General features: G+C 64.2%; 21 protein-coding genes. 10 read left to right on the top strand and 11 right to left on the bottom strand.

Annotated elements, in window-relative coordinates:
- The first annotated feature begins 11 nt into the window (after window positions 1–11).
- The 6 genes from scpA (at window position 12) to GBJ34_RS16815 (ending at window position 7,970) form a co-directional block, all read left to right on the top strand.
- On the top strand, window positions 12–2,141 hold the full coding sequence (gene scpA, locus GBJ34_RS16840; protein ID WP_151720358.1) for a methylmalonyl-CoA mutase: 2,130 nt from the start codon (window positions 12–14) through the stop codon (window positions 2,139–2,141).
- A gap of 174 nt (window positions 2,142–2,315) precedes the next feature.
- Window positions 2,316–3,509, top strand: a complete 1,194-nt coding sequence (gene hflK / locus GBJ34_RS16835; RefSeq protein ID WP_151720357.1) for an FtsH protease activity modulator HflK — start codon at window positions 2,316–2,318, stop codon at window positions 3,507–3,509.
- 1 nt (window position 3,510) lies between these two features.
- Entirely contained in the window at window positions 3,511–4,392 is an 882-nt protein-coding gene (gene hflC, locus GBJ34_RS16830) for a protease modulator HflC (RefSeq protein WP_151720356.1), read from the top strand.
- A gap of 120 nt (window positions 4,393–4,512) precedes the next feature.
- Window positions 4,513–5,712, top strand: coding sequence for a chromate efflux transporter (gene chrA / locus GBJ34_RS16825; RefSeq protein ID WP_151720355.1), 1,200 nt, complete (start codon window positions 4,513–4,515; stop codon window positions 5,710–5,712).
- Window positions 5,713–5,919: 207 nt separating this feature from the next.
- On the top strand, window positions 5,920–7,419 hold the full coding sequence (locus GBJ34_RS16820) for a DegQ family serine endoprotease (RefSeq protein ID WP_404811443.1): 1,500 nt from the start codon (window positions 5,920–5,922) through the stop codon (window positions 7,417–7,419).
- Between the two features lie 143 nt (window positions 7,420–7,562).
- On the top strand, window positions 7,563–7,970 hold the full coding sequence (locus tag GBJ34_RS16815; protein ID WP_151720353.1) for an acyl-CoA thioesterase: 408 nt from the start codon (window positions 7,563–7,565) through the stop codon (window positions 7,968–7,970).
- 326 nt (window positions 7,971–8,296) lie between these two features.
- Here the strand turns inward: GBJ34_RS16815 and GBJ34_RS16810 are convergent, their stop codons facing one another.
- The 3 genes from GBJ34_RS16810 to GBJ34_RS16800 are packed head-to-tail and all read right to left on the bottom strand — an operon-like array spanning window position 8,297 to window position 10,019.
- Window positions 8,297–8,842 carry a L,D-transpeptidase family protein gene (locus GBJ34_RS16810; protein ID WP_151720352.1) on the bottom strand — a complete coding sequence of 182 codons (546 nt, stop codon included), beginning with the start codon at window positions 8,840–8,842 and terminating at the stop codon, window positions 8,297–8,299.
- Window positions 8,842–9,480: an HD domain-containing protein gene (locus GBJ34_RS16805; RefSeq protein WP_151720351.1), complete on the bottom strand. Its 639-nt coding sequence runs from the start codon at window positions 9,478–9,480 to the stop codon at window positions 8,842–8,844. The genes GBJ34_RS16810 and GBJ34_RS16805 overlap by 1 nt, the downstream gene beginning before the upstream one ends.
- Window positions 9,477–10,019, bottom strand: coding sequence for a peptidoglycan-binding domain-containing protein (locus GBJ34_RS16800; RefSeq protein ID WP_151720350.1), 543 nt, complete (start codon window positions 10,017–10,019; stop codon window positions 9,477–9,479). Before GBJ34_RS16800 ends, GBJ34_RS16805 begins: the two co-directional genes overlap by 4 nt.
- A gap of 174 nt (window positions 10,020–10,193) precedes the next feature.
- Here GBJ34_RS16800 and GBJ34_RS16795 point away from each other — a divergent pair, with 174 nt between their 5' ends.
- Window positions 10,194–10,517: a 2Fe-2S iron-sulfur cluster-binding protein gene (locus tag GBJ34_RS16795; protein ID WP_151720349.1), complete on the top strand. Its 324-nt coding sequence runs from the start codon at window positions 10,194–10,196 to the stop codon at window positions 10,515–10,517.
- A 376-nt stretch (window positions 10,518–10,893) separates the two neighbouring features.
- On the opposite strand, the gene GBJ34_RS16790 is transcribed toward GBJ34_RS16795, so the two are convergent.
- Together GBJ34_RS16790 and GBJ34_RS16785 are read right to left on the bottom strand one after the other, a co-directional pair.
- A complete protein-coding gene (locus tag GBJ34_RS16790; RefSeq protein WP_151720348.1) occupies window positions 10,894–11,331 on the bottom strand; it encodes a DUF1178 family protein in 438 nt (145 codons plus the stop codon).
- A gap of 69 nt (window positions 11,332–11,400) precedes the next feature.
- The gene (locus tag GBJ34_RS16785) at window positions 11,401–11,961 is read right to left on the bottom strand and encodes an NUDIX hydrolase (protein ID WP_226341246.1); all 561 of its coding nucleotides are present in this window, start codon (window positions 11,959–11,961) and stop codon (window positions 11,401–11,403) included.
- Between the two features lie 349 nt (window positions 11,962–12,310).
- Between GBJ34_RS16785 and GBJ34_RS16780 the strand changes: the two genes are divergently transcribed.
- A complete protein-coding gene (locus GBJ34_RS16780; protein ID WP_226341245.1) occupies window positions 12,311–12,862 on the top strand; it encodes a glutathione peroxidase in 552 nt (183 codons plus the stop codon).
- Between the two features lie 268 nt (window positions 12,863–13,130).
- Window positions 13,131–13,673 carry an RNA 2',3'-cyclic phosphodiesterase gene (gene thpR, locus GBJ34_RS16775; RefSeq protein ID WP_151720345.1) on the top strand — a complete coding sequence of 181 codons (543 nt, stop codon included), beginning with the start codon at window positions 13,131–13,133 and terminating at the stop codon, window positions 13,671–13,673.
- Here thpR and GBJ34_RS16770 read toward each other — a convergent pair.
- Complete coding sequence (locus tag GBJ34_RS16770) at window positions 13,658–14,917, bottom strand: 3-deoxy-D-manno-octulosonic acid transferase (protein ID WP_226341244.1); 1,260 nt, start codon at window positions 14,915–14,917, stop codon at window positions 13,658–13,660. The genes thpR and GBJ34_RS16770 overlap by 16 nt on opposite strands.
- Before the next feature lie 132 nt (window positions 14,918–15,049).
- Between GBJ34_RS16770 and GBJ34_RS16765 the strand changes: the two genes are divergently transcribed.
- The gene (locus GBJ34_RS16765; protein ID WP_151720344.1) at window positions 15,050–15,532 is read left to right on the top strand and encodes a hypothetical protein; all 483 of its coding nucleotides are present in this window, start codon (window positions 15,050–15,052) and stop codon (window positions 15,530–15,532) included.
- Between the two features lie 9 nt (window positions 15,533–15,541).
- Here the strand turns inward: GBJ34_RS16765 and GBJ34_RS16760 are convergent, their stop codons facing one another.
- From GBJ34_RS16760 to GBJ34_RS16735, 5 genes are all read right to left on the bottom strand, one after another.
- Window positions 15,542–16,963 (bottom strand): amidase, encoded by a 1,422-nt coding sequence (locus GBJ34_RS16760; RefSeq protein ID WP_226341243.1) that lies wholly within the window; start codon window positions 16,961–16,963, stop codon window positions 15,542–15,544.
- Between the two features lie 161 nt (window positions 16,964–17,124).
- Entirely contained in the window at window positions 17,125–18,150 is a 1,026-nt protein-coding gene (locus GBJ34_RS16755) for an ABC transporter substrate-binding protein (protein WP_151720343.1), read from the bottom strand.
- Window positions 18,151–18,213: 63 nt separating this feature from the next.
- Window positions 18,214–19,929, bottom strand: a complete 1,716-nt coding sequence (locus tag GBJ34_RS16750) for a calcium-binding protein (protein WP_192931265.1) — start codon at window positions 19,927–19,929, stop codon at window positions 18,214–18,216.
- A 23-nt stretch (window positions 19,930–19,952) separates the two neighbouring features.
- The gene (locus GBJ34_RS16740) at window positions 19,953–20,756 is read right to left on the bottom strand and encodes an ABC transporter permease (protein WP_151720341.1); all 804 of its coding nucleotides are present in this window, start codon (window positions 20,754–20,756) and stop codon (window positions 19,953–19,955) included.
- Window positions 20,749–21,660: an ABC transporter permease gene (locus tag GBJ34_RS16735; RefSeq protein ID WP_151720340.1), complete on the bottom strand. Its 912-nt coding sequence runs from the start codon at window positions 21,658–21,660 to the stop codon at window positions 20,749–20,751. Before GBJ34_RS16735 ends, GBJ34_RS16740 begins: the two co-directional genes overlap by 8 nt.
- Between the last annotated feature and the right edge of the window lie 3 nt (window positions 21,661–21,663).

Raw genomic sequence — 21,663 nt, 5'->3', positions numbered from 1 at the left:
ACAGGTTTGCAATGACCGATCCGATCGACACCTGGCGCAAGCTCGCCGAAAAGGAACTGAAGGGCAAAAGCCCGGACACCCTGATCTGGGACACGCTGGAAGGCATCCCGGTCAAGCCGCTTTACACCGCCGCCGATGTGGAAGGCCTGCCGCAGATGGGCGAGGTGCCGGGCGTCGCCCCCTTCACCCGCGGGGTGCGTGCCACGATGTATGCGGGCCGCCCCTGGACGATCCGGCAATATGCGGGCTTTTCCACCGCCGAGGAATCGAACGCCTTCTACCGCAAGGCACTGGCCGCGGGGCAACAGGGCGTGTCGGTCGCTTTCGATCTGGCAACGCATCGGGGCTATGACAGCGATCACCCGCGCGTGGTCGGCGATGTCGGCAAGGCGGGTGTGGCGATCGATAGCGTCGAGGATATGAAGATCCTGTTCGACGGCATCCCGCTCGATAAGGTTTCGGTCTCGATGACGATGAACGGGGCGGTGATCCCGATCCTGGCCAATTTCATCGTGACGGGCGAGGAACAGGGCCATGACCGTTCGGTGCTGTCGGGCACCATCCAGAACGATATCCTCAAGGAATTCATGGTGCGGAACACCTATATCTATCCGCCCGAACCATCGATGCGCATCATCGCCGATATCATCGAATATACCTCGAACGAGATGCCGAAGTTCAACTCGATCTCGATCTCGGGCTATCACCTGCAGGAAGCGGGTGCCAATCTTGTGCAGGAACTGGCCTTCACGCTGGCCGACGGGCGCGAATATGTCCGTGCGGCGCTGGCACGCGGCATGGATGTCGATGCCTTTGCCGGGCGGCTTTCGTTCTTCTTCGCCATCGGCATGAACTTCTTCATGGAGGCGGCGAAGCTGCGCGCGGCGCGTCTGCTCTGGACCCGCATCATGCAGGAGTTCAACCCCAAGAAGTCGGGTTCCCTCATGCTGCGCACCCATTGCCAGACCTCGGGCGTGTCCCTGCAGGAACAAGATCCCTATAACAACGTGATCCGCACCGCCTATGAGGCGATGTCGGCGGCCCTTGGCGGCACGCAATCGCTGCATACCAATGCGCTGGATGAGGCTATCGCGCTGCCGACCGAGTTTTCGGCCCGCATCGCCCGCAACACCCAGATCATTCTGCAAGAGGAAACCGGGGTCACCAAGGTCGTGGATCCCTTGGCAGGCAGCTATTATGTCGAAAGCCTGACGCATGAGCTTGCCGAAAAGGCATGGGAGATGATCGAAGAGATCGAATCCATGGGCGGCATGACCAAGGCCGTGGTCTCGGGGATGCCAAAGCTGCGGGTCGAGGAAACCGCGGCGCGCCGGCAGGCGATGATCGACCGCGGCGATGAGGTGATCGTTGGGGTCAACAAGTACCGTCTCGCCAAGGAAGACCCGATCGACATTCTGGATGTCGACAATGTGGCCGTGCGCGACAGCCAGATCGCCCGGTTGAACCAGATCAAGGCCTCGCGCGATCAGGCGGCCTGCGACGCGGCGCTTTTGGAACTTGGTCGCCGCACGGTGGAGGGCGGCAATCTGCTGGAAGCGGCGGTGGAATGCGCCCGGATGCGCGCCACCGTGGGCGAGATCAGTCTGGCGATGGAAGGCACCTTCGGGCGCCATCGTGCGGAGGTGAAGACATTGGCAGGGGTATATGGTGCCGCCTATGAGGGCGATGAAGGCTTTGCCGCCATCCAGAAGGATGTCGAGGACTTTGCCGAGGCCGAGGGCCGGCGCCCGCGGATGCTGGTGGTGAAGATGGGGCAGGATGGTCATGACCGGGGTGCCAAGGTCATCGCCACAGCCTTTGCCGATATCGGCTTTGACGTCGATGTCGGTCCGCTGTTCCAGACCCCTGAAGAGGCTGCACAGGATGCGGTCGACAATGACGTGCATGTGGTGGGCATCTCAAGCCAGGCGGCGGGCCACAAGACCCTGGCGCCGAAGCTGGTGCAGGCCCTGAAGGATGCCGGTGCAGGCGAGATCCTTGTGATCTGCGGCGGCGTGATCCCGCAGCAGGATTACGATTTCCTCTATCAGAACGGGGTGAAGGCGATCTTCGGGCCGGGCACCAATATCCCCAATGCCGCGCGCGATATCCTGAAACTGATCCGCGAGGCGCGGGGCTGACAGATCCGGCCGGCATGGCAAAGGGGCGGCGGGGCAACCTGCCGCCCTTCGTTGTTCGGGGCCATGGTCTCAGGCACCTGACACCGCCTGCGACCATCGGAAGCGCCGTTTCAGTCTTGATTTCCGCGTGGAAATGACCAGTTAGCTGAATGGATAACAGCAAGGGAAAGATCGATGTCGAACGGAGGGCCTTGGGGCGGCGGTGGTGGCGGCGGTGATGACCGCGACGGGCGCGACGGCCGTGATGACGGGCGTGGCAATGAGGGACGTGGTCCGCGTCGCCCCGGAAATGAAGGTCCGCAGATCCCCGAGATCGACGAGATCGTGAAAAAGGGCCAGGAACAGTTGCGCGTTCTGATGGGCGGGCGCGGCCGTCAGGGCGGTGGCAATGGCGGCGGCGGGCGCGGCCCGGGCGGTGTCGGCCCGATCTTCACGCCGCAGGGGCTGGCGCTTGGCGCGCTGGCGCTGGTGGCGGTCTGGGGCTGGATGTCCTTCTACACCGTGAAGCCGGAGCAACGTTCGGTCGAGCTGTTTCTGGGCGAGTTTTCCGATATCGGCCAGCCAGGCCTGAACTTTGCGCCCTGGCCCGTCGTCAAGGCTGAACTGGTCGAGGTGACCGGCCAGCGCACCACCGATATCGGCACCGGGCGCAATGGCGACGGCGATAGCGGCCTGATGCTGACCCGGGATCAGAATATCGTGGATGTGGCCTTCCAGGTGGTCTGGAACGTGAAAGACCCCGAAGGCTTCCTGTTCAATCTGGCCGATCCCGCCGATACCGTGCGCGCGGTTGCGGCCTCGGCCATGCGCGACATCATCGCGCGTTCTGAACTGACCCCGGTCCTGAACACCGGCCGTGCCAGCATTGCGGCTGATCTTCAGGCCAATGTGCAAGCGACGCTGGACGAATATAACGCCGGCATTCAGGTGCTGCGCGTGAACTTCGACCGAGCCGATCCGCCGCGCGAGGTGTCGGATGCCTTCCGCGAGGTGCAGGCCGCGCAACAAGAGCGCGACCGTCTTGAAAAAGAGGCCGATGCCTATTCGAACCGCGTCACCGCCGGTGCGCGTGGCGAGGCTGCGCGTCTGATGGAGGATGCCGAAGCCTATCGCGCCCGCGTCGTCAACGACGCGCAGGGTGAGGCCAGCCGCTTCCTTGCGGTTTACGGTGAATATGTGAAGGCACCTGAAGTCACGCGCCAGCGCATGTATCTGGAAACCATGGAAAACGTCCTTGGTCGCATGAACAAGGTCATCCTTGATGGCGTCTCGAACGGGCAGGGACAGGGCGGCGGCGGCGTCGTGCCCTATCTGCCGCTGAACGAACTGGCCCGCCCGGCCCAGCCGCAAACGCAGGGAGGCAACTGAGATGGCCCGCATCCAATATATCCTTCCCGCCGTTCTGGCCGTGGGCGCACTGGCGCTGTCTTCCGTCTTCATCGTGGATGAGCGCGAGCAGGTGCTGGTGATGCAGTTCGGTCAGGTGAAACAGCAGATCAGCGAGCCGGGCTTGGGCTTCAAGGTGCCGTTCATTCAGGACGTGGTGCGCTATGAAGACCGGATCCTTGGTCTGCAATCGCAATCGCTGGAAGCCACGCTGAAGGACAATCGCCGCCTGATCGTCGATGCCTTCGCGCGCTGGCGCATCACCAATGCGGTCGATTTCCGCGAAGCGGTGGGTGCCGGCGGGATCGAGGCTGCGCAATCGCGACTTGACCCGATCATCAGCGCCGCGATGCGGCAGGTTCTGGGCTCGGTCAACTCCAATGCCGTGCTGTCGGAAGACCGCACCGGGTTGATGAACGCGATCCGTGATATCGCGCGTCAGCAATCCGCCAGCCTTGGCATCGAGGTGATCGACGTGCGTCTGACCCGCACCGACCTGCCGGAGCAGAACCTTGCCGCGACCTACGCGCGGATGCGCGCCGAGCGCGAGCGCGAAGCGGCCGACGAGATCGCCCGCGGGAACGAGGCCGCAAGCCGCGTGAAGGCCTCTGCTGACCGCGCCGTGGTGGTCACCACTTCGGATGCGCGCCGTCAGGCCGAGGTCATCCGCGGTGAAGCCGATGCCGAACGCAACGCGATCTATTCCGAAGCCTTTGGTCGTGACCCTGAATTCTTCGCCTTCACCCGATCGCTGACCGCTTATGAACGGTCGCTGCGCGAGGGCAACAGCTCCATCGTGTTGGAACCGAACAGCGATTTCTTCAGCTATCTGAACTCGCCCGAGGGCCGGGCTGCCGCAGAATAACCCGGCGCAGATTGCAGAGAATGACGGGCGCGGGGGCAACCTCGCGCCCGTTTTTCATTCCGGGCGCTATGTTTTGTCACATCGCTGCGTCTATAACATGGCGGGCAACAGGATATCGGCATGGATGGCGGCGAAAAACATCGGCAGGGCCGCGTGGCCGAGGTGGGCGGTGCCTTCCTCAAGCTGGGACTGACGGCCTTTGGCGGGCCGATCGCGCATCTGGGCTATTTCCGCGATGAGCTGGTGATCCGGCGGCGCTGGCTTTCGGAACAGGACTATGCCGATCTGGTGGCGCTGTGCCAGTTCCTGCCGGGGCCGACCTCCAGCCAGGTGGGCTTTGCCCTTGGCCTGATGCGGGCGGGCTGGGGCGGGGCGCTCGTGGCCTTTCTGGCCTTCACCCTGCCATCCTTCGCGATCCTGTTCTTGCTGGCCAGTGGCGTCAGCCTGCCGGACGGGCCTGTAGGCGCGGGGCTGCTGCACGGGTTGAAGCTGGTCGCGGTGGCTGTTGTGGCGCAGGCGGTCCTTGGCATGGCGCGCACGCTTTGCCCCGATCGTGCCCGCGCGGGCATTGCGGTGCTTGCGGTGGCGGTGCTGGCCTTTTGGCCCGGGATCTGGGCCATGGCATCGGCGATCACTCTGGGGGCGGCGCTTGGCCTTGGGCTGAAGGTCGAACCGGCAGCCCAAGCGGCGCAGGGGCTACGCCACCGGATCACGCCCCGCGCTGGACTTGCGGCGCTGGTGCTGTGCCTTGTGCTGCTGGTGCTGCTGCCCATTCTGGCGGCCAGCCATCCCGGTCTGGCGCTGGCGGATATCTTTTATCACGCTGGGGCCATGGTCTTTGGCGGCGGCCATGTCGTTCTGCCCTTGCTGGAGCCGGGCATGGTGCAGTCGGGCCGCGTCGCACCTGATGACTTTCTGGCAGGCTATGCGCTGACCCAGGCCATGCCGGGGCCGCTCTTCACCTTTGCCGGCTGGCTTGGCGCGGTGCAAAGCCCGGTGCCGCATGGCCTGCTCGGGGCGCTGCTCGCCACGGGCGCGATCTTTCTGCCGGGCTTCCTTCTGCTGATCGCGGCCCTGCCATTCTGGGCGCGCCTGTCGGATCTGCGCACGGCGCGCGCGATGATGCAGGGGGCCAATGCGGCGGTCGTGGGCATCCTTGGTGCGGCGCTTTACCAGCCGGTCTTCACCGGCGCGGTCAACGGCCTGCCCGATCTGGCGCTGGCGCTTGTCTTGTTCGTGGGGCTGACCCGCTGGTCGGTGCCGCCATGGATCATCGTGCTGGTCGGGGCCTGCGGTGGGGTGGGCCTTGCCTGCCTCTGACCCGCGCCGCTCGGCCCGGTCGGATTAAAGCCCTGTCGGATTGAAGCCCTGTCGGATTGAAGCCCTGTCGGATTGAAACAAAGAATCACATCCGTTTGACGCGCCGCGATGGGGGTTTGCATTGCCTTCGCGCCGCCCTACCTGTTTGGTGTGAGACGGGATCGGCCGGGGAGGCCGTGCCATTTGCGACCGAAAAGGAGTTCTGCGGTGCAATCGAGAGCCATCACTCTGGACAGGCCTGCTTTCGACCCAAGCCCGCGTGCCCGCCAGCCACGCGGTGCGACGCGGCTGATGGGTGCCCTGCTGCTGGGCCTGACCGTGGCCATGGGCCCGGCCCATTTTGCCGAGGCGCGCGGCGCCCCGGAAACCTTTGCCGATCTGGCCGAGAAGATCAGCCCGGCGGTGGTGAACATCACCACATCTGCCGTGGTCGAAACCTCGGCCGAAGATCTGCCGCGCCTGCCCGAAGGCTCGCCCTTCCAGGATTTCTTCGACCAGTTCCAGAACCGCGATGGCGGCAATGAGCCGCGCCGTTCCGAGGCGCTTGGCTCGGGCTTCGTCATCTCGGAAGACGGCTATATCGTGACGAACAACCACGTCATCGAGGGTGCCGACGAAATCGAGATCGAGTTCTTCTCGGGCAAGCGCCTGCCGGCAAAGCTGATCGGCACCGATCCGAAAACCGATATTGCGGTGTTGAAGGTCGAAAGCAAGGATGCGCTGCCCTTCGTCAATTTCGGCGACAGTGACGGGATGCGCGTCGGCGACTGGGTGATGGCGATGGGCAACCCGCTGGGGCAGGGCTTCTCGGTCTCGGCCGGGATCGTCTCGGCGCGCGGGCGCGAGCTGCAGGGCACCTATGACGATTACCTTCAGACCGATGCCGCGATCAACAAGGGCAATTCGGGCGGCCCGCTGTTCAACATGGATGGCGAGGTGATCGGGGTGAACACCGCGATCCTGTCGCCCACCGGCGGCTCCATCGGGATCGGCTTCTCCATGGCGTCCAATGTGGTGACCAAGTTGGTCAATCAACTGCGCGAGTTCGGTGAGACCCGTCGGGGTTGGCTGGGCGTGCGCATCCAGGATGTGACACCGGATGTGGCCGAGGCGATGGCGCTTGGGGACGGGGTTGTCGGCGCGCTGATTACCGATGTGCCCGATGGCCCGGCCAAGGCCGCGGGGATGGAGGCGGGCGACGTCATCACCCTGTTTGACGGCAAGACCATCAAGGATGTCCGTGACCTGACGCGCCGCGTGGCCGATGCGCCGGTGGGCGAGGGCGTGAAGGTCGAGGTGCTGCGCAAGGGCAAGACCGAGACGCTGGAAGTGACGCTTGGCCGCCGCGAAGAGGCCGAGGCGACCGAAACCGCCGCCACCAAGCCCGGCGCGCCCGCGCCCTCAGCCAAGGCCGAGTTGATGGGCCTGACGGTGGAGCCTGTCACCAAGGAGCTGGCCGAAAAGCTGGGCCTCGCGGCGGATGCCGAAGGTCTGGTGATCACCAAGGTTGACGGCACCTCTGAGGCGTTCACCAAAGGCCTGCGCGAAGGCGATCTGATCACCGAGGCCGGCCAGCAAAAGGTGGCGCGGATCGACGATCTGAAAGCCCGTGTCGATGAGGCCCGCGAGGCCGGGCGCAAGTCGATCCTTCTGCTGATCCGCCGTGGTGGCGATCCGCGCTTCGTGGCGCTGTCGGTCGAAGATTGATCGGGCGCTGACGATCTGCTGTTGAAACGGGCGGCGGGCCATGGCCTGCCGCCCTTTTTCATGCGGGCGGAGTGGCGGCCATACGGCAGGGCTTTCGCAAGCGGCGGCGTTTTGCCATTCTGGCCCCAGCCAGAGGAGCCTCAATGTCCGACCAGCCGCAAGACGCAGCAAAAGACCAGCCGCCAGAAACCGAACCCGTCATCCGCACCATCGCCATGCCCGCCGATACAAACCCTTCGGGGGATATCTTCGGCGGCTGGCTGATGTCGCAGATGGACCTTGCAGCGGGCAATCTGGCCGCCCGCATCGCACGCGGGCGCGCAGCCACCATCGCGGTCGAGGGGATGACCTTTCTCAAGCCGGTGAAAGTGGGCGATGAGGTCTCGCTTTATGCCGATCTGGAGGGGCAGGGCCGCAGCTCCATGCGGATCCATGTCGAGGCCTGGCGGCGCGACCGTTACGGTGCCGAAAGCATCAAGGTGACGGATGCGACGTTTACCTTTGTGGCGCTGGACGATATGGGCCGCCCGCGCCCGATCCCTGCGGCGTGATCGTCATCTGTCAGACTGCCTGTGAGGTGGCGATTGTTGGGGGGCCGTCTCTCAGGGGTGCCTCTCGGGGGGTCTCTGAGGGAATGTCTTTGACGGAACGCCCGCTGCGTCCTGCGCGCCGTTCTCTCTGCTCGACGATCGGCAGATTGGCCACCTTGCGAATGATTGGCTGCGCCCCGGATCTGTCTGACCACAGGGCGCCGCTGACCTTTGTGACAGGCTTCTGTGACAGCCTTCGCGTTGCAATGTCCGTGCGGCGAATGGTTGACGGCAGGTGCCGCCTTGGCAGCCGCGCTTTACCGAGATTAGATCACCTGCATCCGACCTCAGGGCCGGATCTCGATCGGGGTGCCATCGGGGACCAGCGACCAGATCTGTTCCATCTCGGCATTGGTGACGCCGATGCAGCCATCGGTCCAGTCCGCCAGCAGATGCAGCCGCCCAAGCGCGCCCCAGCCATTGGGCAGGCCATGGATCATCACCGCCCCACCGGGGCTGACACCCATCGAGGCCGCCACCGCGCTGTCCTCGGGATGGGGATAAGAAATATGCAGGCTCATATGCGCAATCGAACGGGCATTGCGCCAGTCGATGATATATTGCCCCTCGGGCGTGCGCTCGTCGCCCTCTTGCTGCTTGTGGCCCGCCTCGGGCGCGCCACCAAGCGCGATGTCATAGCGGGCCAGCAGGGTGTCACCCTGCCACAGCTCCATCCGGCGCGCGGATTTCTCGACCAGAATGCGATCCGCCTGATCGGCCACCGGCGCCATGGCGGGCGGTGTGCCGGGGGCCAGACGCGCCATCACCTTGGTATAGGCGGGCACCGCCAGAACCATCGCCGCAGCGATCAGGAACCAATAGCGTTTCCGCATCAGCCGATCTCCCGCAACAGGCGGCTGCGGAACGACCCCATCCATTCGGCGCGTTCTTCCGCCATCTGGCGGCCCGCATGGGTCTGCATGGCCTGCGCCACGGGAAACAGCTTCACCTCCAGATGATCCAGCGCAAAGCGACGGTCGTCCAGCGGGCGGTGCAATGCCATCGGGTCGTGGTCATCGAACAGTGCGGTGCCGATCTGGCCCGCCACCACAAACAGCCGCGCCAGGCCGATGGCCCCAAGCGCCTCCAGCCGGTCGGCATCCTGCAGGATGCGCGCCTCCAGCGTCTCGGGCGGGATGGCGGCGGAAAAGCTGTGCGCGGCAATCGCATGGGCCACAGCGGGCAGTTTGGCTTCAGGGAAGCCCGCTTGCCGCAACCAGATCACCGCAGCCTCGGCCGAAAGGCGCGAGGCCTCGGCCCGGTTCGGCGCGTCCTTTGGCAGATTGACCAGATCATGCAGGAAGGCCGCAACGCGCAGCACCTCCAGATCTGCACCCGGCTCATCCAGCGCGATGCGGCGGCAATTGGCCCAGACCCTGCGCAGATGGCCCAGATCATGCGCGGCGTCGATGCGATGGTCATCGGTCTGATGGGCCAGCACCGCCGACTCAAGATCCGTGTCAGAAATCACAACTCGTCCAGCTCCGTCTTCACAAGCCCAAGGGTCTTTGCGCCCGCCAGCGACAGGACTGGGCTATCAAGGCCCTGATCCGCCTGAAAGCGCCGCACAGCCGCCAATGTGGGCGCATCCATCGCCCCGGTCACCGGCGCGGCGTAGAAGCCGCGCGCCTTCAGAGCCCGCTGCACCGAGGCGATGAACTCCACCGTCATATCCTCGGGGCAGGGGGTGCGGATATGGATCGATTGCCGGTCGCGCAGGATGCGTTGATGGGTCGATGTCGCATAGCGGGCGGGGCTGGTCACATTGCCCTGCGCATCGGTGACGGCAGGTGCGTCGATCACCTGTTCTGAAACCGTCTCGATGATGGCGGGGGTGGTGTCGGTGGTCCAGCAGCGCCCGGGCTCAGAGGCGGGCGCTGCGGTGTCGCTGCCGCGCACCCGGATCACGCCTTTGGAAAGATCGGCGGTGGAGGGACGTGCCACCCGGTCCTGGGTGCAGGCAGCCAGCAGGATCAGGACCGCAACCCCGGTCGCCAAGCGTGCGATCATGCTGTCCTGCCCCGTTCTGCTGCCTAGTTTGTCTTGTTGTGCAAAACCATAGCGACAAATGCGGGTGCAGAAAAGGGGCGCGGGACCGGCGGCTGCGGGAAACGGCTGCGCGCACTGGAAGCGGATGAAAATTTCGCCTATCTCTGCATCAGCAATGCTTTGGAGAGGCCGGGAATGGCAAAGATCACCTATGTGGAGCACAGCGGGAAACAGCATGTCATCGACGTGCCGAACGGGCTGACGGTCATGGAGGGCGCGCGCGACAATGGCGTTCCGGGCATCGAGGCCGATTGCGGCGGTGCCTGCGCCTGTTCGACCTGCCATGTCTATGTGGCTCCCGAATGGGTGGACCGGCTGCCGAAAAAGGATGCGATGGAAGAGGATATGCTGGATTTCGCATGGGAACCCGATCCCGCCCGTTCGCGCCTGACCTGCCAGATCAAGGTGAGCGACGCGCTGGATGGGCTTGTGGTGCAAATGCCTGAAAAGCAGATCTGACGCCGCGCGCATCGTGGCGGCGGGTTCTGTTGTCTGCAACCTGCCCGACCTGATGCGACGCAATTCTCCGACCCCGTATCCGGGGGGCTGTCTGCCCCCCGCGAAGCCTGACGGCTTCTCCCCCCGAGGATATCTGTGAAAAGGTGAAATTAGGCGGGCCTTCGATCGCGCCTGATCGCCTATTGTCATGCAGTCTCGGCCTGCCAATCTGGCTTTTCGACATCAAGCCTTCAGGGACTGCATTTTCTGGTCTTCTTTGCTCGATTATCCTGGGGGCAGGCATCCCGCAGGGACATGAGGGGGCAGACAATTCCCGGTGACATCCCCCAACGCTGAACGCTGACAGGGGCTGAAGCTTCTACAGGCTGATCGCGGATCAGTTTGCCTTGCGGCCGGGCAGGAAGGGCAGCGGCGCGACGGGAATGCCATCTTCAAGCAGGCGGCGCGCCTCATCGAGCCGGGCCTCGCCATAAATCGCGCGCTCGGGGGCTTCGCCCTCATGCATACGGCGGGCCTCGGCCACGAATTCACCGCCGACATATTCCGAATTGGCCTCTACTTCGCGGCGCAACCGGGCGAGGGCCGCCGCGGCAGGGCTTTCGGGGCTGCTGAGATCGGGGCGCGGTGCGGCGGGCATCGCGGCATCGGGGGGCGAGTTGACCGCGGGTGCCATCAGCGCCTTTTCCACCTGCGACACGCCACAGACCGCGCAGGCCACAAGGCCACGCGCCCGCAAGCCATCGAAAGCATCGGCCGAGGCAAACCAGCTGTCGAAGATGTGGCCGTTGGAACAGGTCAGGGCGTAGCGGATCATAAGGGGCCTATATTCGGGGCCTATGGGTGCGAAGGACTGATCCAGAAATGGCCTTTCCCGAAGGGAAGATCAACCATTGCCGCGCATTTCGCGCGCAAGCGGGGCGCCCTCTCCCTGTTCGGCCGCCGGGCGGCCATGCTTGCCATCCCAGTGCGCCAGTGAGGCCAGCAAGGCTTGCAATTCTGGCTCGGCCACCTTGCGGGCGGCCTCATCAGGGCGGAACCATTTGCGGCGGCGTTGCTTGCGTTCGGGAAAGCGGTCTGCCAGTTGCGCCACGCGCAGCCCGTAGACCGCGACCACGCAGGGCAGGGGATTGCGCTCTGGTCCGACGCATTTGTCATAGGAGTAAAGCCCGAGGCAATGCGGATCGGGGCGGCCTTCCACCCCGGCCTCTTCCCAGGCTTCGCGCGCGGCGGAGGCCTCGGGGGTCAGATCGCGGATCGGCCAGCCCTTGGGGATCACCCAGCGGCCCGTATCGCGGCTGGTGATCAGCAGGACCTCGACCTCGCCCGCATGTTTCTTTTCGCGCGCAGGGCGCCAGCACAAGGCACCGAACTGCGTCTTGGTTTCCTCCGGTTTTGGCGGGGCCGGGCCACCCTCGGGCGACCATGAATGGGTCTTGTGCGTCACGCCTGTTCTGCCTTCGATGCCAGATTGTGTGCCAGCAATATGGCCGGACCTCTGGACTTGAGATGAGTTAGGGCCGGCTTGCCGAAATATCCAATAAAGTTCGCTGCCAGCCTCTGAAGGTTCATAATGAAATCTGTGCGACAGATTGCAAGCCTTGACCCCGGCGATTTTGACGGAACCAATGGGCATATGTGGTGTTTTTATCGCAGCAGCCGCGCTAGGTCGGGTAATCTGCGCCAAGGTCCGAGGCGCTGCCGGGATTCTGGGCGCAGGCTGGCTATCGGCAAATTTCAGGTTTTGGGCGTCGCAGCGTGATATGAGCGGGAGGGGGGCGAGACGGATGGCAGCCATGCGGATCGATCGGCGGGGCGGCCTGGCTTTGCTGGGGGCTGGCTTGGTGTTTTGTGCTGCGGCCGGGCGCGCTTTTGCGGCAGACCCGCCCGATTTTCGCTTTGACGGGCTGGATGGCGGCCAGCACGACCTGTCGCTTTGGCGTGGCGCGCCGGTGCTGGTGGTCAATACCGCCTCGCTTTGCGGTTTTGCTCGGCAATTCGATGCGTTGCAGGGGCTGCAGGACCGCTTTGCCGCGCAGGGCCTGCATGTGCTGGCGGTGCCTTCGGATGACTTTCGGCAGGAATTGGAGGATGACGCCGCCGTGAAACGCTATTGCGCGGTGAATTTCGATCTGACCCTTGCCATCGCGACGATCACGCCGGTTCTTGGGCCAGAGGCGCATCCGTTCTATCGCTGGATGGCCGAAAGTCACGGCTTTGTGCCGAACTGGAACTTCAACAAGATCCTGCTGGGGCGAGACGGCCAGCCCCGCGCCACCTGGCGCGCGGTGGTGGATCCGCTTTCGACCCCGGTTCTGACCGCGGTGGAGGCGGCGCTATCTGCGTGATCTGTGCAGATCCGCAAGTCAAACGATGCATCTGCCTTGGCCGCAATCCAAGCAGAGCGCCCCCCACTCAGACCGTCACCCCAATCACGCGGGCAATCCAATCACGCGGGCACTCCAAACAGACCCGTAACCCAGACATGCCGGCGGCAGAAACCATGCGGCAGTTCATTCCCGGCATCGACCAATCTTCGCGCGCCGTCCTGATCAGCGCCCTTGCCGAGATATGCGCTTTCGATCAAGTTGCGCGGTGTCCCATCCCGGAAACCAGATGATCCGAACCTTCATTGCCCTGCCCATCCCGGAAGATCTGCATCCGCGCCTTGCATTGTTGCAGGCGTTGCTGCCGCTGCCTGAACAGGTGGAGGCGCAGGATTTCCATATCACGCTGGCCTTTCTGGGCGCGCAGCCGGTCCATGTGCTGGAGGCGCTGCACGAGGGGCTGGAGGCGGTGCAGATGCCGCAGTTCGTGCTGGAAATGGCCGGGGTGAATGCCTTTGGCGGGGCAAAGCCGCGCGTGGTCTGGGCGGGATTACAGACCTGTGCGCCCTTGATGCGCCTGCAAGCCAAGGTGGCGCAGGTGGCGGTCAGAGCCGGAATTGCGGTGAAATCGCAAGGCTTTACCCCACATGTGACGCTGGGCCGGTTCACTCCACCGCCGCCCGATCATGCAGCGCGGCTTGAGGCTGCGATGGTTGCGCAACAGGGCTTTCGCGCCGGACCTTGGAGCGTCACGGAATTTGCGCTCTATGCGTCATATCCGGCCCATGCCGGGCCGCGCTACGAGCTGATGGCGCGCTATCCTCTGGCCTGATCCGGCACTTGCGGCAGGGCTGCAAGAATGGCGGCCCGCAATGCAGCCCCCCCTTCGGCCTTGGAAAGCGTGGCCGTTGCCGCCTCGGCCAAGGCAATCTGGCTTTGCGCGGTCAGGGTGGCCAGCGCATGACCAAGGCCATCGCGACCCACCGCAAGCGCAGCCTGCGCCTGATCCAGTTCGGCAAAAACTTCGGCAAAATTCGCGACGCCGGGGCCATGCAGAATGGCCGAACCATGACGCGCGGGTTCATATGGGGTATGGCCGCCCGCATCGCCAAAGGTGCCGCCGATGACCGTCGCACCGGCCATCTCATACCAGATCGGCATCTCGCCCAGACTGTCGGCCAGATAGACCGCGGTGCCGGGCCCCGGCACCTCGCCCATGGAGCGCGTGGCGAAAGACAGGCCATGGGCCCGGATCGCCGCCGCCACCTCTGCGCTGCGACGCGGGTGGCGTGGGGCCAGGATCAACAGGTCGAACTGGCCACGCGCCTGTGCAAAACCTTGCAGGATGACTGCCTCTTCGCCGGTATGGGTGGAGGCCGCCAGCAGGATCCGCGCGCGCGGATGCATCGGCGCGAAGGGCGGGGTCGTGGGGCTTGCCGCCTGGGTGCCTTGTGCCTTCAGCATCAGCCGTGGTCCGATGCGATCGGCGGGCAGGCCAAGCGCCAGAAACCGTGCCTCCGATCCGGCATCCTGCGCCGAAAGCAGGGTGATCCGCCGCAGCATCGCCGCGATCAGGCCGGGGGCAAAGCGTTGCCAGTTGCGGGCGGAGCCTTGCGACAACCTTGCGCCGATGCCGATCACCGCGCCTTGCGCGGCCATGCGGATGATCCGTTCCGGCCAAAGCTCGTTTTCGATGAAGATCAGCGCCTTGGCACCCGATCTTGCGATCATGCGCCGGGTGGCACCGGGGGTGTCAAAGGGTGCAAGCTGGGCCGTGACACGCGGCAGGCCCCAATCCCGCACCATGGCCCGCGCCGTCCAGCTGTTGCAGGTGATGACGATATGCAGGTCGGGCCGTGCCCGCAACAGATCGGCGATCAGCCAGCGTGCCGAGGTCAGCTCGCCATTGGAGGCGCCGTGCAGCCAGACCACGTTTTGGCCCGCCGCGGGCTGCGCCGCGCGCCCCAGGCGTTCCGACAGGGCCGCGCGACCAACCCGGCCGCGCAGCCGCTGCACCAGCACCAGCCCCGCCAGAACCGGCGTCAGGGCCGAAAGGATCATCCGATAGGCCAGCAAGGGCAGCTCCGCTCCGCATTCGTGCCCCGGCATAGCCAGAGGTCCCGCGCAAGGCAAGCGGGCGCAGCTTGGGCTTGGCACGGCCCGCCCGGCGCGGCATGGTGGCGGCGCTTAACTCATGTGGGGGTCTTCGTGCCTGATCTTCTCCGTGCCATCTGCCTTGGTATGATGCTGGCGGGCCTGCCATTGGCCGCCCAGGCCGCGCTGGATTGCCCGCAGGCGGCGCTGGTGACTGTGACCGGGCAGGGTGAGGGGCTGGTGGAAGGCATGGGTGAGACCGGGCTCTGCCTTGTGCGGCTGGCCGGTGGCAGGCTGATCGAGGTGCCCGCCGCCGATCTCCAGCACGCACAGGCAGGCGACACTCCGCCGCCGGCGCCGCTGCCCAAGGGGCTGCTGTCCTGCGGTGAGGGGCAGGCGCGCTTTGGCATCGCGCTTGCGCCGGGTCTCTATATCGATGACAGCGGCATGGCCGGGCGCTTTGGCCAAAGCGGCGGCGATCTGGGCTTTGAAACCGGACCGCTGGCGGGGGCTGCGGGCCGGATTGAGGGGGACAGGGTGGTGCTGTCCCTGCCACGCCGGGCCGAAGCGGTCTGCACCCATTGGCAGGCAGGCTAGCTTGCGGCGCTAAAGGGCGGGCGGTTGCCGTTCCGGCCAGCGCGTCGCCTGATGATATTGGGCCCCCATGGCCAATATCTGCGCATCGGCCCCAAAGCGGCCAATGATCTGCATCCCGGTCGGCAGGCCGGCTGCACCAAAGCCGCAGGGCACGGCAAGGCTGGGCAGGCCGATCAGGCTGACCGGGATCACGATCTCCATCCAGCGGTGATAGGTGTCCATTGCGCGACCATTGATCACCTGCGGCCAGCGCCAATCGGCCGGGAAGGGCCAGACCTGGGCCGCCGGCATCACCAGCGCATCATAGCGGGCCAGCAGCTTGGCCGCCCGCGCATACCAGCGCGAACGCGTCTCGCTGGCGCGGTAAACCTGCATGGGGGTCAGGTTCAGGCCCTGCTCGATCTCCCATTGCGTCTCGGGCTTCAGTTGCGCCCATTTTGCCGGATCCTCGCGCAGCGCGCCTTTGGATCCGGCATTGAGGAAGCCGCGCAGGGTGATCCAGGCCTGCCAAAGCCGTTCGGCCGGGAAGGGCGGTGCCAGCTCCTCGACGATCGCGCCCTGATCCTCCAGCACGGCAAGGCCCGCGCGGCAGGTCTCCAGAATGCCGGGCTCGCAGGGATAGGCCCCACCCCAATCCCCGAGCCAGCCGATGCGCTTGCCTTTCACATCCATGTCCAGATGCGCGGCATAATCCATGGGCTGCACCGGGAAGGGGACCTCCGGGTTTTCGCCCGCCAGAACGGACAGAAAGCGGGCGATATCCTCGACGCTGCGCGCCATCGGGCCTTCGGTCGCCATCGTGGCGGAAAAGGTGTCGCCTAAGGCATCGGCGGGCACCAGCCCGTAGGACGGGCGAAATCCATAGACATTGCAAAAGGCTGCCGGGTTGCGCAGCGATCCCATCATGTCGCTGCCGTCCGCCAGCGGTGCCATGCGCGCGGCCAAAGCCGCCGCCGCCCCTCCCGAGGATCCGCCTGCGCTGCGGCTTAGATCATAGGGGTTGCGGGTCACGCCGAAGACCGGGTTGAAACTGTGGCTGCCATGGCCCCATTCCGGCGTATTGGTCTTGGCGGTGAAGATCGCACCCGCCTTGCGCATCCGCGCCACCACCAGATCATCGGCCAGCGGCACATGATCGGCATAAAGTGGCGAGCCATAGGTGCTGCGCAAGCCCTTAACCGCCAGCAGATCCTTCACCGCGATTGGCAGGCCATGCATCCAGCCCTGCGGCGTGGCCGCATCCGCCGCCCGCGCCTCCTCCATCAGCTGCTCGGCATCGCGCAGCGAGACCAACGCATTCACCGCCCCGTTCACCGCAGCGATGCGCGCCAGATAGGCCTCCATCACCTCGGAGGGTTTCACCTCGCGCGCAGCAATCAGCCGCGCCAGATCCGAGGCCGAAAGGTCGGTCAGCGCCACAGCCGTCTTCATGTTCTGTCCAAAAATATCGTGGGGAGTGTGCGGGGGGCAAAGCCCCCCGCGCTTGTTTTCCAAGGGTAGGTAAATCCCCCCGGCTTTTCCTGATGGCGGGCAATGCACCTGCCATTTCCGTGAAAGCAGATGCAGCCCGTTCTCCGGGCTGCCTGGTCCGCTTACTTCTGCAGCTCGGTCCAGATCGCGGTCAGATATTCCTGCGCCTTGGGCGAGCAGGTCGGCAGGAAGTGACCAGAGGCCTTGAACTCTTCCGGGATCATGACCTCGGGCGCGGTCTTCATGTCTTCCGGCATGAAGGCGTCCGATCCGGTAATGCCATTGGCATAGCGCGCAAAGGCCGAGATCATCGCGGCATTTTCCGGCATCATGATGAAATCGAGGAACTTGTAGGCCTCATCGACATTCTTCGCGTCGCTCAAGAGCGCGACCGAATCCATGAACAGGGTATAGCCCTCTTTCGGATAGCCGTATTTCACATCGGGATTGGCCAGACGCGCCCGCATGGTGGAGCCGTTCCAGTTCACCGAGGCCGCCCAGTCATTGTTCGACAGCCGCTCGGTCGCGCCGTAATCCATCGACAGCCAGTCGGGCTTGGCGGCCAGCAGCGCGTCGCGCGCCTTTTTCAGCACCTCGGTATCTTCGGTGCAGGCCTCGCCGCCGACATACCAGATCGCAAGGTTCACCACGTCGTTCATTTCCGGCACGACGTTGATCTTGCCCTTCAGCTCATCCGGCACATCCAGAAACACCGCCGATGTATTGATGTCGCCGCCATAGACCTTGGTGTTGACGGCCATCCCGACCGAGCCCCATTGCCACGGGATCGAATGCTTGCGGCCCGGATCCCAATCCACATTCTGCCATTCGGGGGCGATATTGCCGAAATGCGGCAGCTTGGACTGGTCCAGCTCGGTCACAAGGCCCTTCTCGACCCAGATCGGCACATAATTGGCCGAGGGCACCACAAGGTCAAAGCCGTGGCCGCCGGCCTCGATCTTGGCCAAGGCGGTGTCGTTGCTGTCATAATCGGTGACGGTGACCTTGATGCCGGTCTCTTTCTCGAACTTGGCCAGCAATTCGGGGCTGGTATAGTTGCCCCAGTTGTAAAGCTGCAGCACGCCCTCGGCATGGGCAAGGCCGGTGCCGCAGAGCAGCAGCGCGGTCGCAGACAACAGTCGTTTCATCTTTCTCTCCTTGTTGGTCTTTATCTGGTTATGGCCACCCCCGGTGGTGAAGGGGGCGGGTGGTCATATGAACTGGAAATCGCTGCTGCTCAGCCGGATCGTGGCATCGTCACGCAGCACGATGGTCTGATCGTCAAAACGGATGATCCATTCGCGGGCATTCACCCGGTCGATATCCAGTGCGGCGAAGTTGCGGGCCAGATCGCGGTCGATGACGATCATGTCGCGGCCATCCTCGAAATCGCGGATCAGGTCGCGCGCGCGGCCCTTGGTGTCGAAGACAAAGCGGTCGGCCCCGGCACCGCCGTGCAGCGTGTCATTGCCGAAGCCGCCAAGCAGGTGGTCATTGCCATCACCGCCGAACAGGCTGTCATTGGCCACGCCGCCGTAAAGCCGGTCCGCGCCCTTGCCGCCGTACAGCCGGTCGATGCCCTTTTCGCCGAAAAGCACATCGTTTTCGCTTTCGCCATAGATCAGGTCATTGCCCTTGCCACCATGGAGGGTGTCGTCCTGGCTGCCGCCGCGCAGAGAATCCCTGCCGCCATGGGCTCGGATCACATCCTTGCCGGTGCCGCCCAGGATGCGATCATCAAAGTTAGACCCGGTCAGGGTGTCGCGTCCGTCGCCACCATCGATATAGCCATTGGCCTCGTATTTCCTTGCCCCCAGTAGACTGACCCTGTCATGTCCGCTGCCCGCGATGACGACCGTGCCGGATGTGCCTTTGGTCTGCTCCAGCACATCGTCATTTGGTCCGAGCATGGCCGATATGCGCACCTCGGCTTTCACAGCATCGCGCCCGATCGAGCCGATGATCGATGCCAGCTTGTCACGGATCACCACCTGATCCAGCCCGGCTTCGAGGGCCACGAAATAGCCACGATTCTCAAGATCCGAACGGTTATAGGTGTTGGAGACGATGGCCTTCTGGCTTGTCAGCAGATTGACCAACCGCGCAATGCCGGCGCTGTCCAAGCTGCCCTCGTCGCGCATCATCTCGGTAAATATCACCCGCGCATCCCGTTGCGCCTGCCAGAAACGCTCTAGATCAGGCGTAATGACGCTGCGGAAATTGCCGTCGCTGTCGGTGAGGGTCAGCGCATCCAGCACGTCAAAGCCCGAGGAGCCGATCAGGTCCATCGCGGCCATGGCCTCGTCTTCGCTGAAGGCCGCCAGTCGGAGATCGCCGGATGCTTGGATGCCGAAGGTGCCAGACACCCATTGGAAAAGTTCGGCATTCACGGTGCCATTGCCGAGCTGCCCAAGCACCTTTTCCATCATGATCAGCATCTGCTGATCGCTTTTGGCATAAAGGCGATACAGTCCATTGGTCTGCGGATAGTAATGGATCATGCCATTCTCATCCGTCCAGTGATCGCTCCACCGCTCCATATAGCGAGGGTCCGGCGGATTGGGTTCAACCGGCGGCTTCGGGGGTTTGGGTGGCTCGACCGGGGGCTCCACGGGAGGATCCACCGGCGGGTCAACCGGCCCGTCGCTGTCGATCACCCCCCATGCCAGCCGCGAGGTGGCGGCCCCTTCAACGAAGGTGGTGTTGAATTCGGCAGGGCGCGAGGGATAGACCGCAATGACCTGATATTCCTCGTAATCCTGATCGCTTCCATCCCAATAGGCCCCGTAGCGGGTATGGGCGACAAGGCTGCCATTGCTTTGCAGGGCATAGACCACCGACCCGCTATGGGTCAGGACCGTGCTCAGACTGCCAGGTTGGTCCTCGTAGCTGCGCACCAGTCCCAGCTTCACATAGAATCTTGCCATATCCGCATCCCCCTTTGGCCGGATCAGCCCTTCTTCCGCGTCAGCAGGAAGAAGGCGGTCAGCAGGATCACGGTCAGGCCCAGCAATCCGGTAGAGATCGCATTGACCTCGGGCGTGATCGCGCGCCGCATCTGGCCCAGCATATAGGTCGGCAGTGTATCCTGACCGCCGGATTTCACAAACTCCGTAATCACCACGTCATCCAGGCTGATGACAAAGGCAAGCATGGCACCGGCTAGGATGCCGGGGGCAAGCAGCGGCAATGTGACATGGCGGAAGGTCTGCCAGGGCGAGGCATAAAGGTCGGCGGCGGCGGTCTCGAGGCTCAGGTCCATCCCCTCCAGCCGGGCGCGGATCGGCAGATAGGCGAAGGGCACGCAGAAGGCGCTATGCGCGACGATCAGATAGCCAAGCCCCTGATAGCCGGTCCAGGTCTTGACCACGCCAAACAGGATCAGCAGCGCCACGGCGGTGACGATCTCGGGCACCATCAGCGGCTGGTTGATCATCACATAGATGAAGGTCTGGCCCTTGAAGGCGCGGCGGCGCGTGGTGCCAAGGGCCGCCAGCGTCGCGCAGGTGGTGGCGATGATCGCCGCGCTGACCGCGATGGTCAGGGATCGCAGGGTGGCGGCCTTCACCGCTTCATTCGCCCAGGCCTTGCTGAACCAATGCAGTGAAAACCCTTCCCAGACCCCGATGGAGCTGCCGCCATTGAAGGCATAGACCACCAACGTGAAGATCGGCAGGTAAAGCGCCACGAAGGCCAGAATGGCGATGGGGCGGAAGAACGGGATCCGGCTCGGCTCGAAGGATGCGTCAGCCATGGGCGCTGTCTCCCTTGCTGGCGGCGCGGACATAGACCAGCAGCGCCACCATGACGATCAGCAGCAGCGCGACCGAGAGCGCCGCCCCCAATGGCCAGTTGCGGCCCTGCCCGAATTGCAGCTCGATGAAGTTGCCGATCATCATGTTCTTGCCGCCGCCCAGCACGCGCGGCGTGACATAGGCCCCCAGCGAGGGCACGAAGACAAGGATCGAGCCCGCGACGATGCCAGGCTTCACGATGGGCAGGATCACTCGGCGCAAGACCTGCCAGCGATTGGCGTAAAGGTCATAGGCGGCTTCCAGCAGCCGCATGTCGAAACGGTCGATCGCGGCAAACAGCGGCAGCACCATCAGCGGCAGATAGACATAGGTCATGCCGACCAGCACCGCAAAATCGGTGTTGATCATGCGGATCGGGGCCTCGATCATGCCGATCTTTTGCAGAACCGTATTCACCAGACCTTCATTGCGGATCACCTCGTTGATTGCGAAGGTGCGGATCAAGAGGTTGGTCCAGAACGGAATGGTGATCAGGAACAGCCACAGCGCGCGGGCCTTTGGCGGCCGTGTCGCGATGAACCATGCGGTCGGAAAGCCCACCAGAAAGGTGATGCCGGTGGTCAGCAGCGACAGTTTCACCGAGCGCCAGAAGATCGTGATATGCGCATCGGCCAGTTGCAGCGTGTCGTCGAAGATATCCTTGGTGAACAGGATGCCGCGCCAGCCATCCAGGCTGAAGACCCATTCGACATTGCCGTATTTGCCAGGACTGAGGAAGGAATAGATCACAACGATCAACAAGGGCCCGGCTGCGGCGCAGGCCAGCAAGACCAGGGCCGGGGCCGAGAGCGCCCAGGCATTGCGCACGGACCTTGCGCGGGATTGGTCTTCTAATGTGCGCATGGC

The sequence above is a fragment of the Gemmobacter serpentinus genome (assembly GCF_008973825.1).
Lineage (GTDB): Bacteria > Pseudomonadota > Alphaproteobacteria > Rhodobacterales > Rhodobacteraceae > Gemmobacter > Gemmobacter serpentinus.
This window is presented reverse-complemented; position numbering and strand designations above follow the sequence as displayed.

Excerpts from the sequence above, each read along its gene's own strand:
- chrA (WP_151720355.1), top strand. The coding sequence starts at position 4,513 with ATGGATGGCGGCGAAAAACATCGGCAGGGCCGCGTGGCCGAGGTGGGC.
- GBJ34_RS16815 (WP_151720353.1), top strand. The coding sequence starts at position 7,563 with ATGTCCGACCAGCCGCAAGACGCAGCAAAAGACCAGCCGCCAGAAACC.
- scpA (WP_151720358.1), top strand. The coding sequence starts at position 12 with ATGACCGATCCGATCGACACCTGGCGCAAGCTCGCCGAAAAGGAACTG.
- GBJ34_RS16780 (WP_226341245.1), top strand. The coding sequence starts at position 12,311 with ATGCGGATCGATCGGCGGGGCGGCCTGGCTTTGCTGGGGGCTGGCTTG.
- GBJ34_RS16800 (WP_151720350.1), bottom strand. The coding sequence starts at position 10,019 with ATGATCGCACGCTTGGCGACCGGGGTTGCGGTCCTGATCCTGCTGGCT.
- GBJ34_RS16790 (WP_151720348.1), bottom strand. The coding sequence starts at position 11,331 with ATGATCCGCTACGCCCTGACCTGTTCCAACGGCCACATCTTCGACAGC.
- GBJ34_RS16735 (WP_151720340.1), bottom strand. The coding sequence starts at position 21,660 with ATGCGCACATTAGAAGACCAATCCCGCGCAAGGTCCGTGCGCAATGCC.
- GBJ34_RS16795 (WP_151720349.1), top strand. The coding sequence starts at position 10,194 with ATGGCAAAGATCACCTATGTGGAGCACAGCGGGAAACAGCATGTCATC.
- GBJ34_RS16750 (WP_192931265.1), bottom strand. The coding sequence starts at position 19,929 with ATGGCAAGATTCTATGTGAAGCTGGGACTGGTGCGCAGCTACGAGGAC.
- hflK (WP_151720357.1), top strand. The coding sequence starts at position 2,316 with ATGTCGAACGGAGGGCCTTGGGGCGGCGGTGGTGGCGGCGGTGATGAC.
- GBJ34_RS16760 (WP_226341243.1), bottom strand. The coding sequence starts at position 16,963 with ATGAAGACGGCTGTGGCGCTGACCGACCTTTCGGCCTCGGATCTGGCG.
- GBJ34_RS16755 (WP_151720343.1), bottom strand. The coding sequence starts at position 18,150 with ATGAAACGACTGTTGTCTGCGACCGCGCTGCTGCTCTGCGGCACCGGC.
- GBJ34_RS16740 (WP_151720341.1), bottom strand. The coding sequence starts at position 20,756 with ATGGCTGACGCATCCTTCGAGCCGAGCCGGATCCCGTTCTTCCGCCCC.
- thpR (WP_151720345.1), top strand. The coding sequence starts at position 13,131 with ATGATCCGAACCTTCATTGCCCTGCCCATCCCGGAAGATCTGCATCCG.
- GBJ34_RS16810 (WP_151720352.1), bottom strand. The coding sequence starts at position 8,842 with ATGCGGAAACGCTATTGGTTCCTGATCGCTGCGGCGATGGTTCTGGCG.
- hflC (WP_151720356.1), top strand. The coding sequence starts at position 3,511 with ATGGCCCGCATCCAATATATCCTTCCCGCCGTTCTGGCCGTGGGCGCA.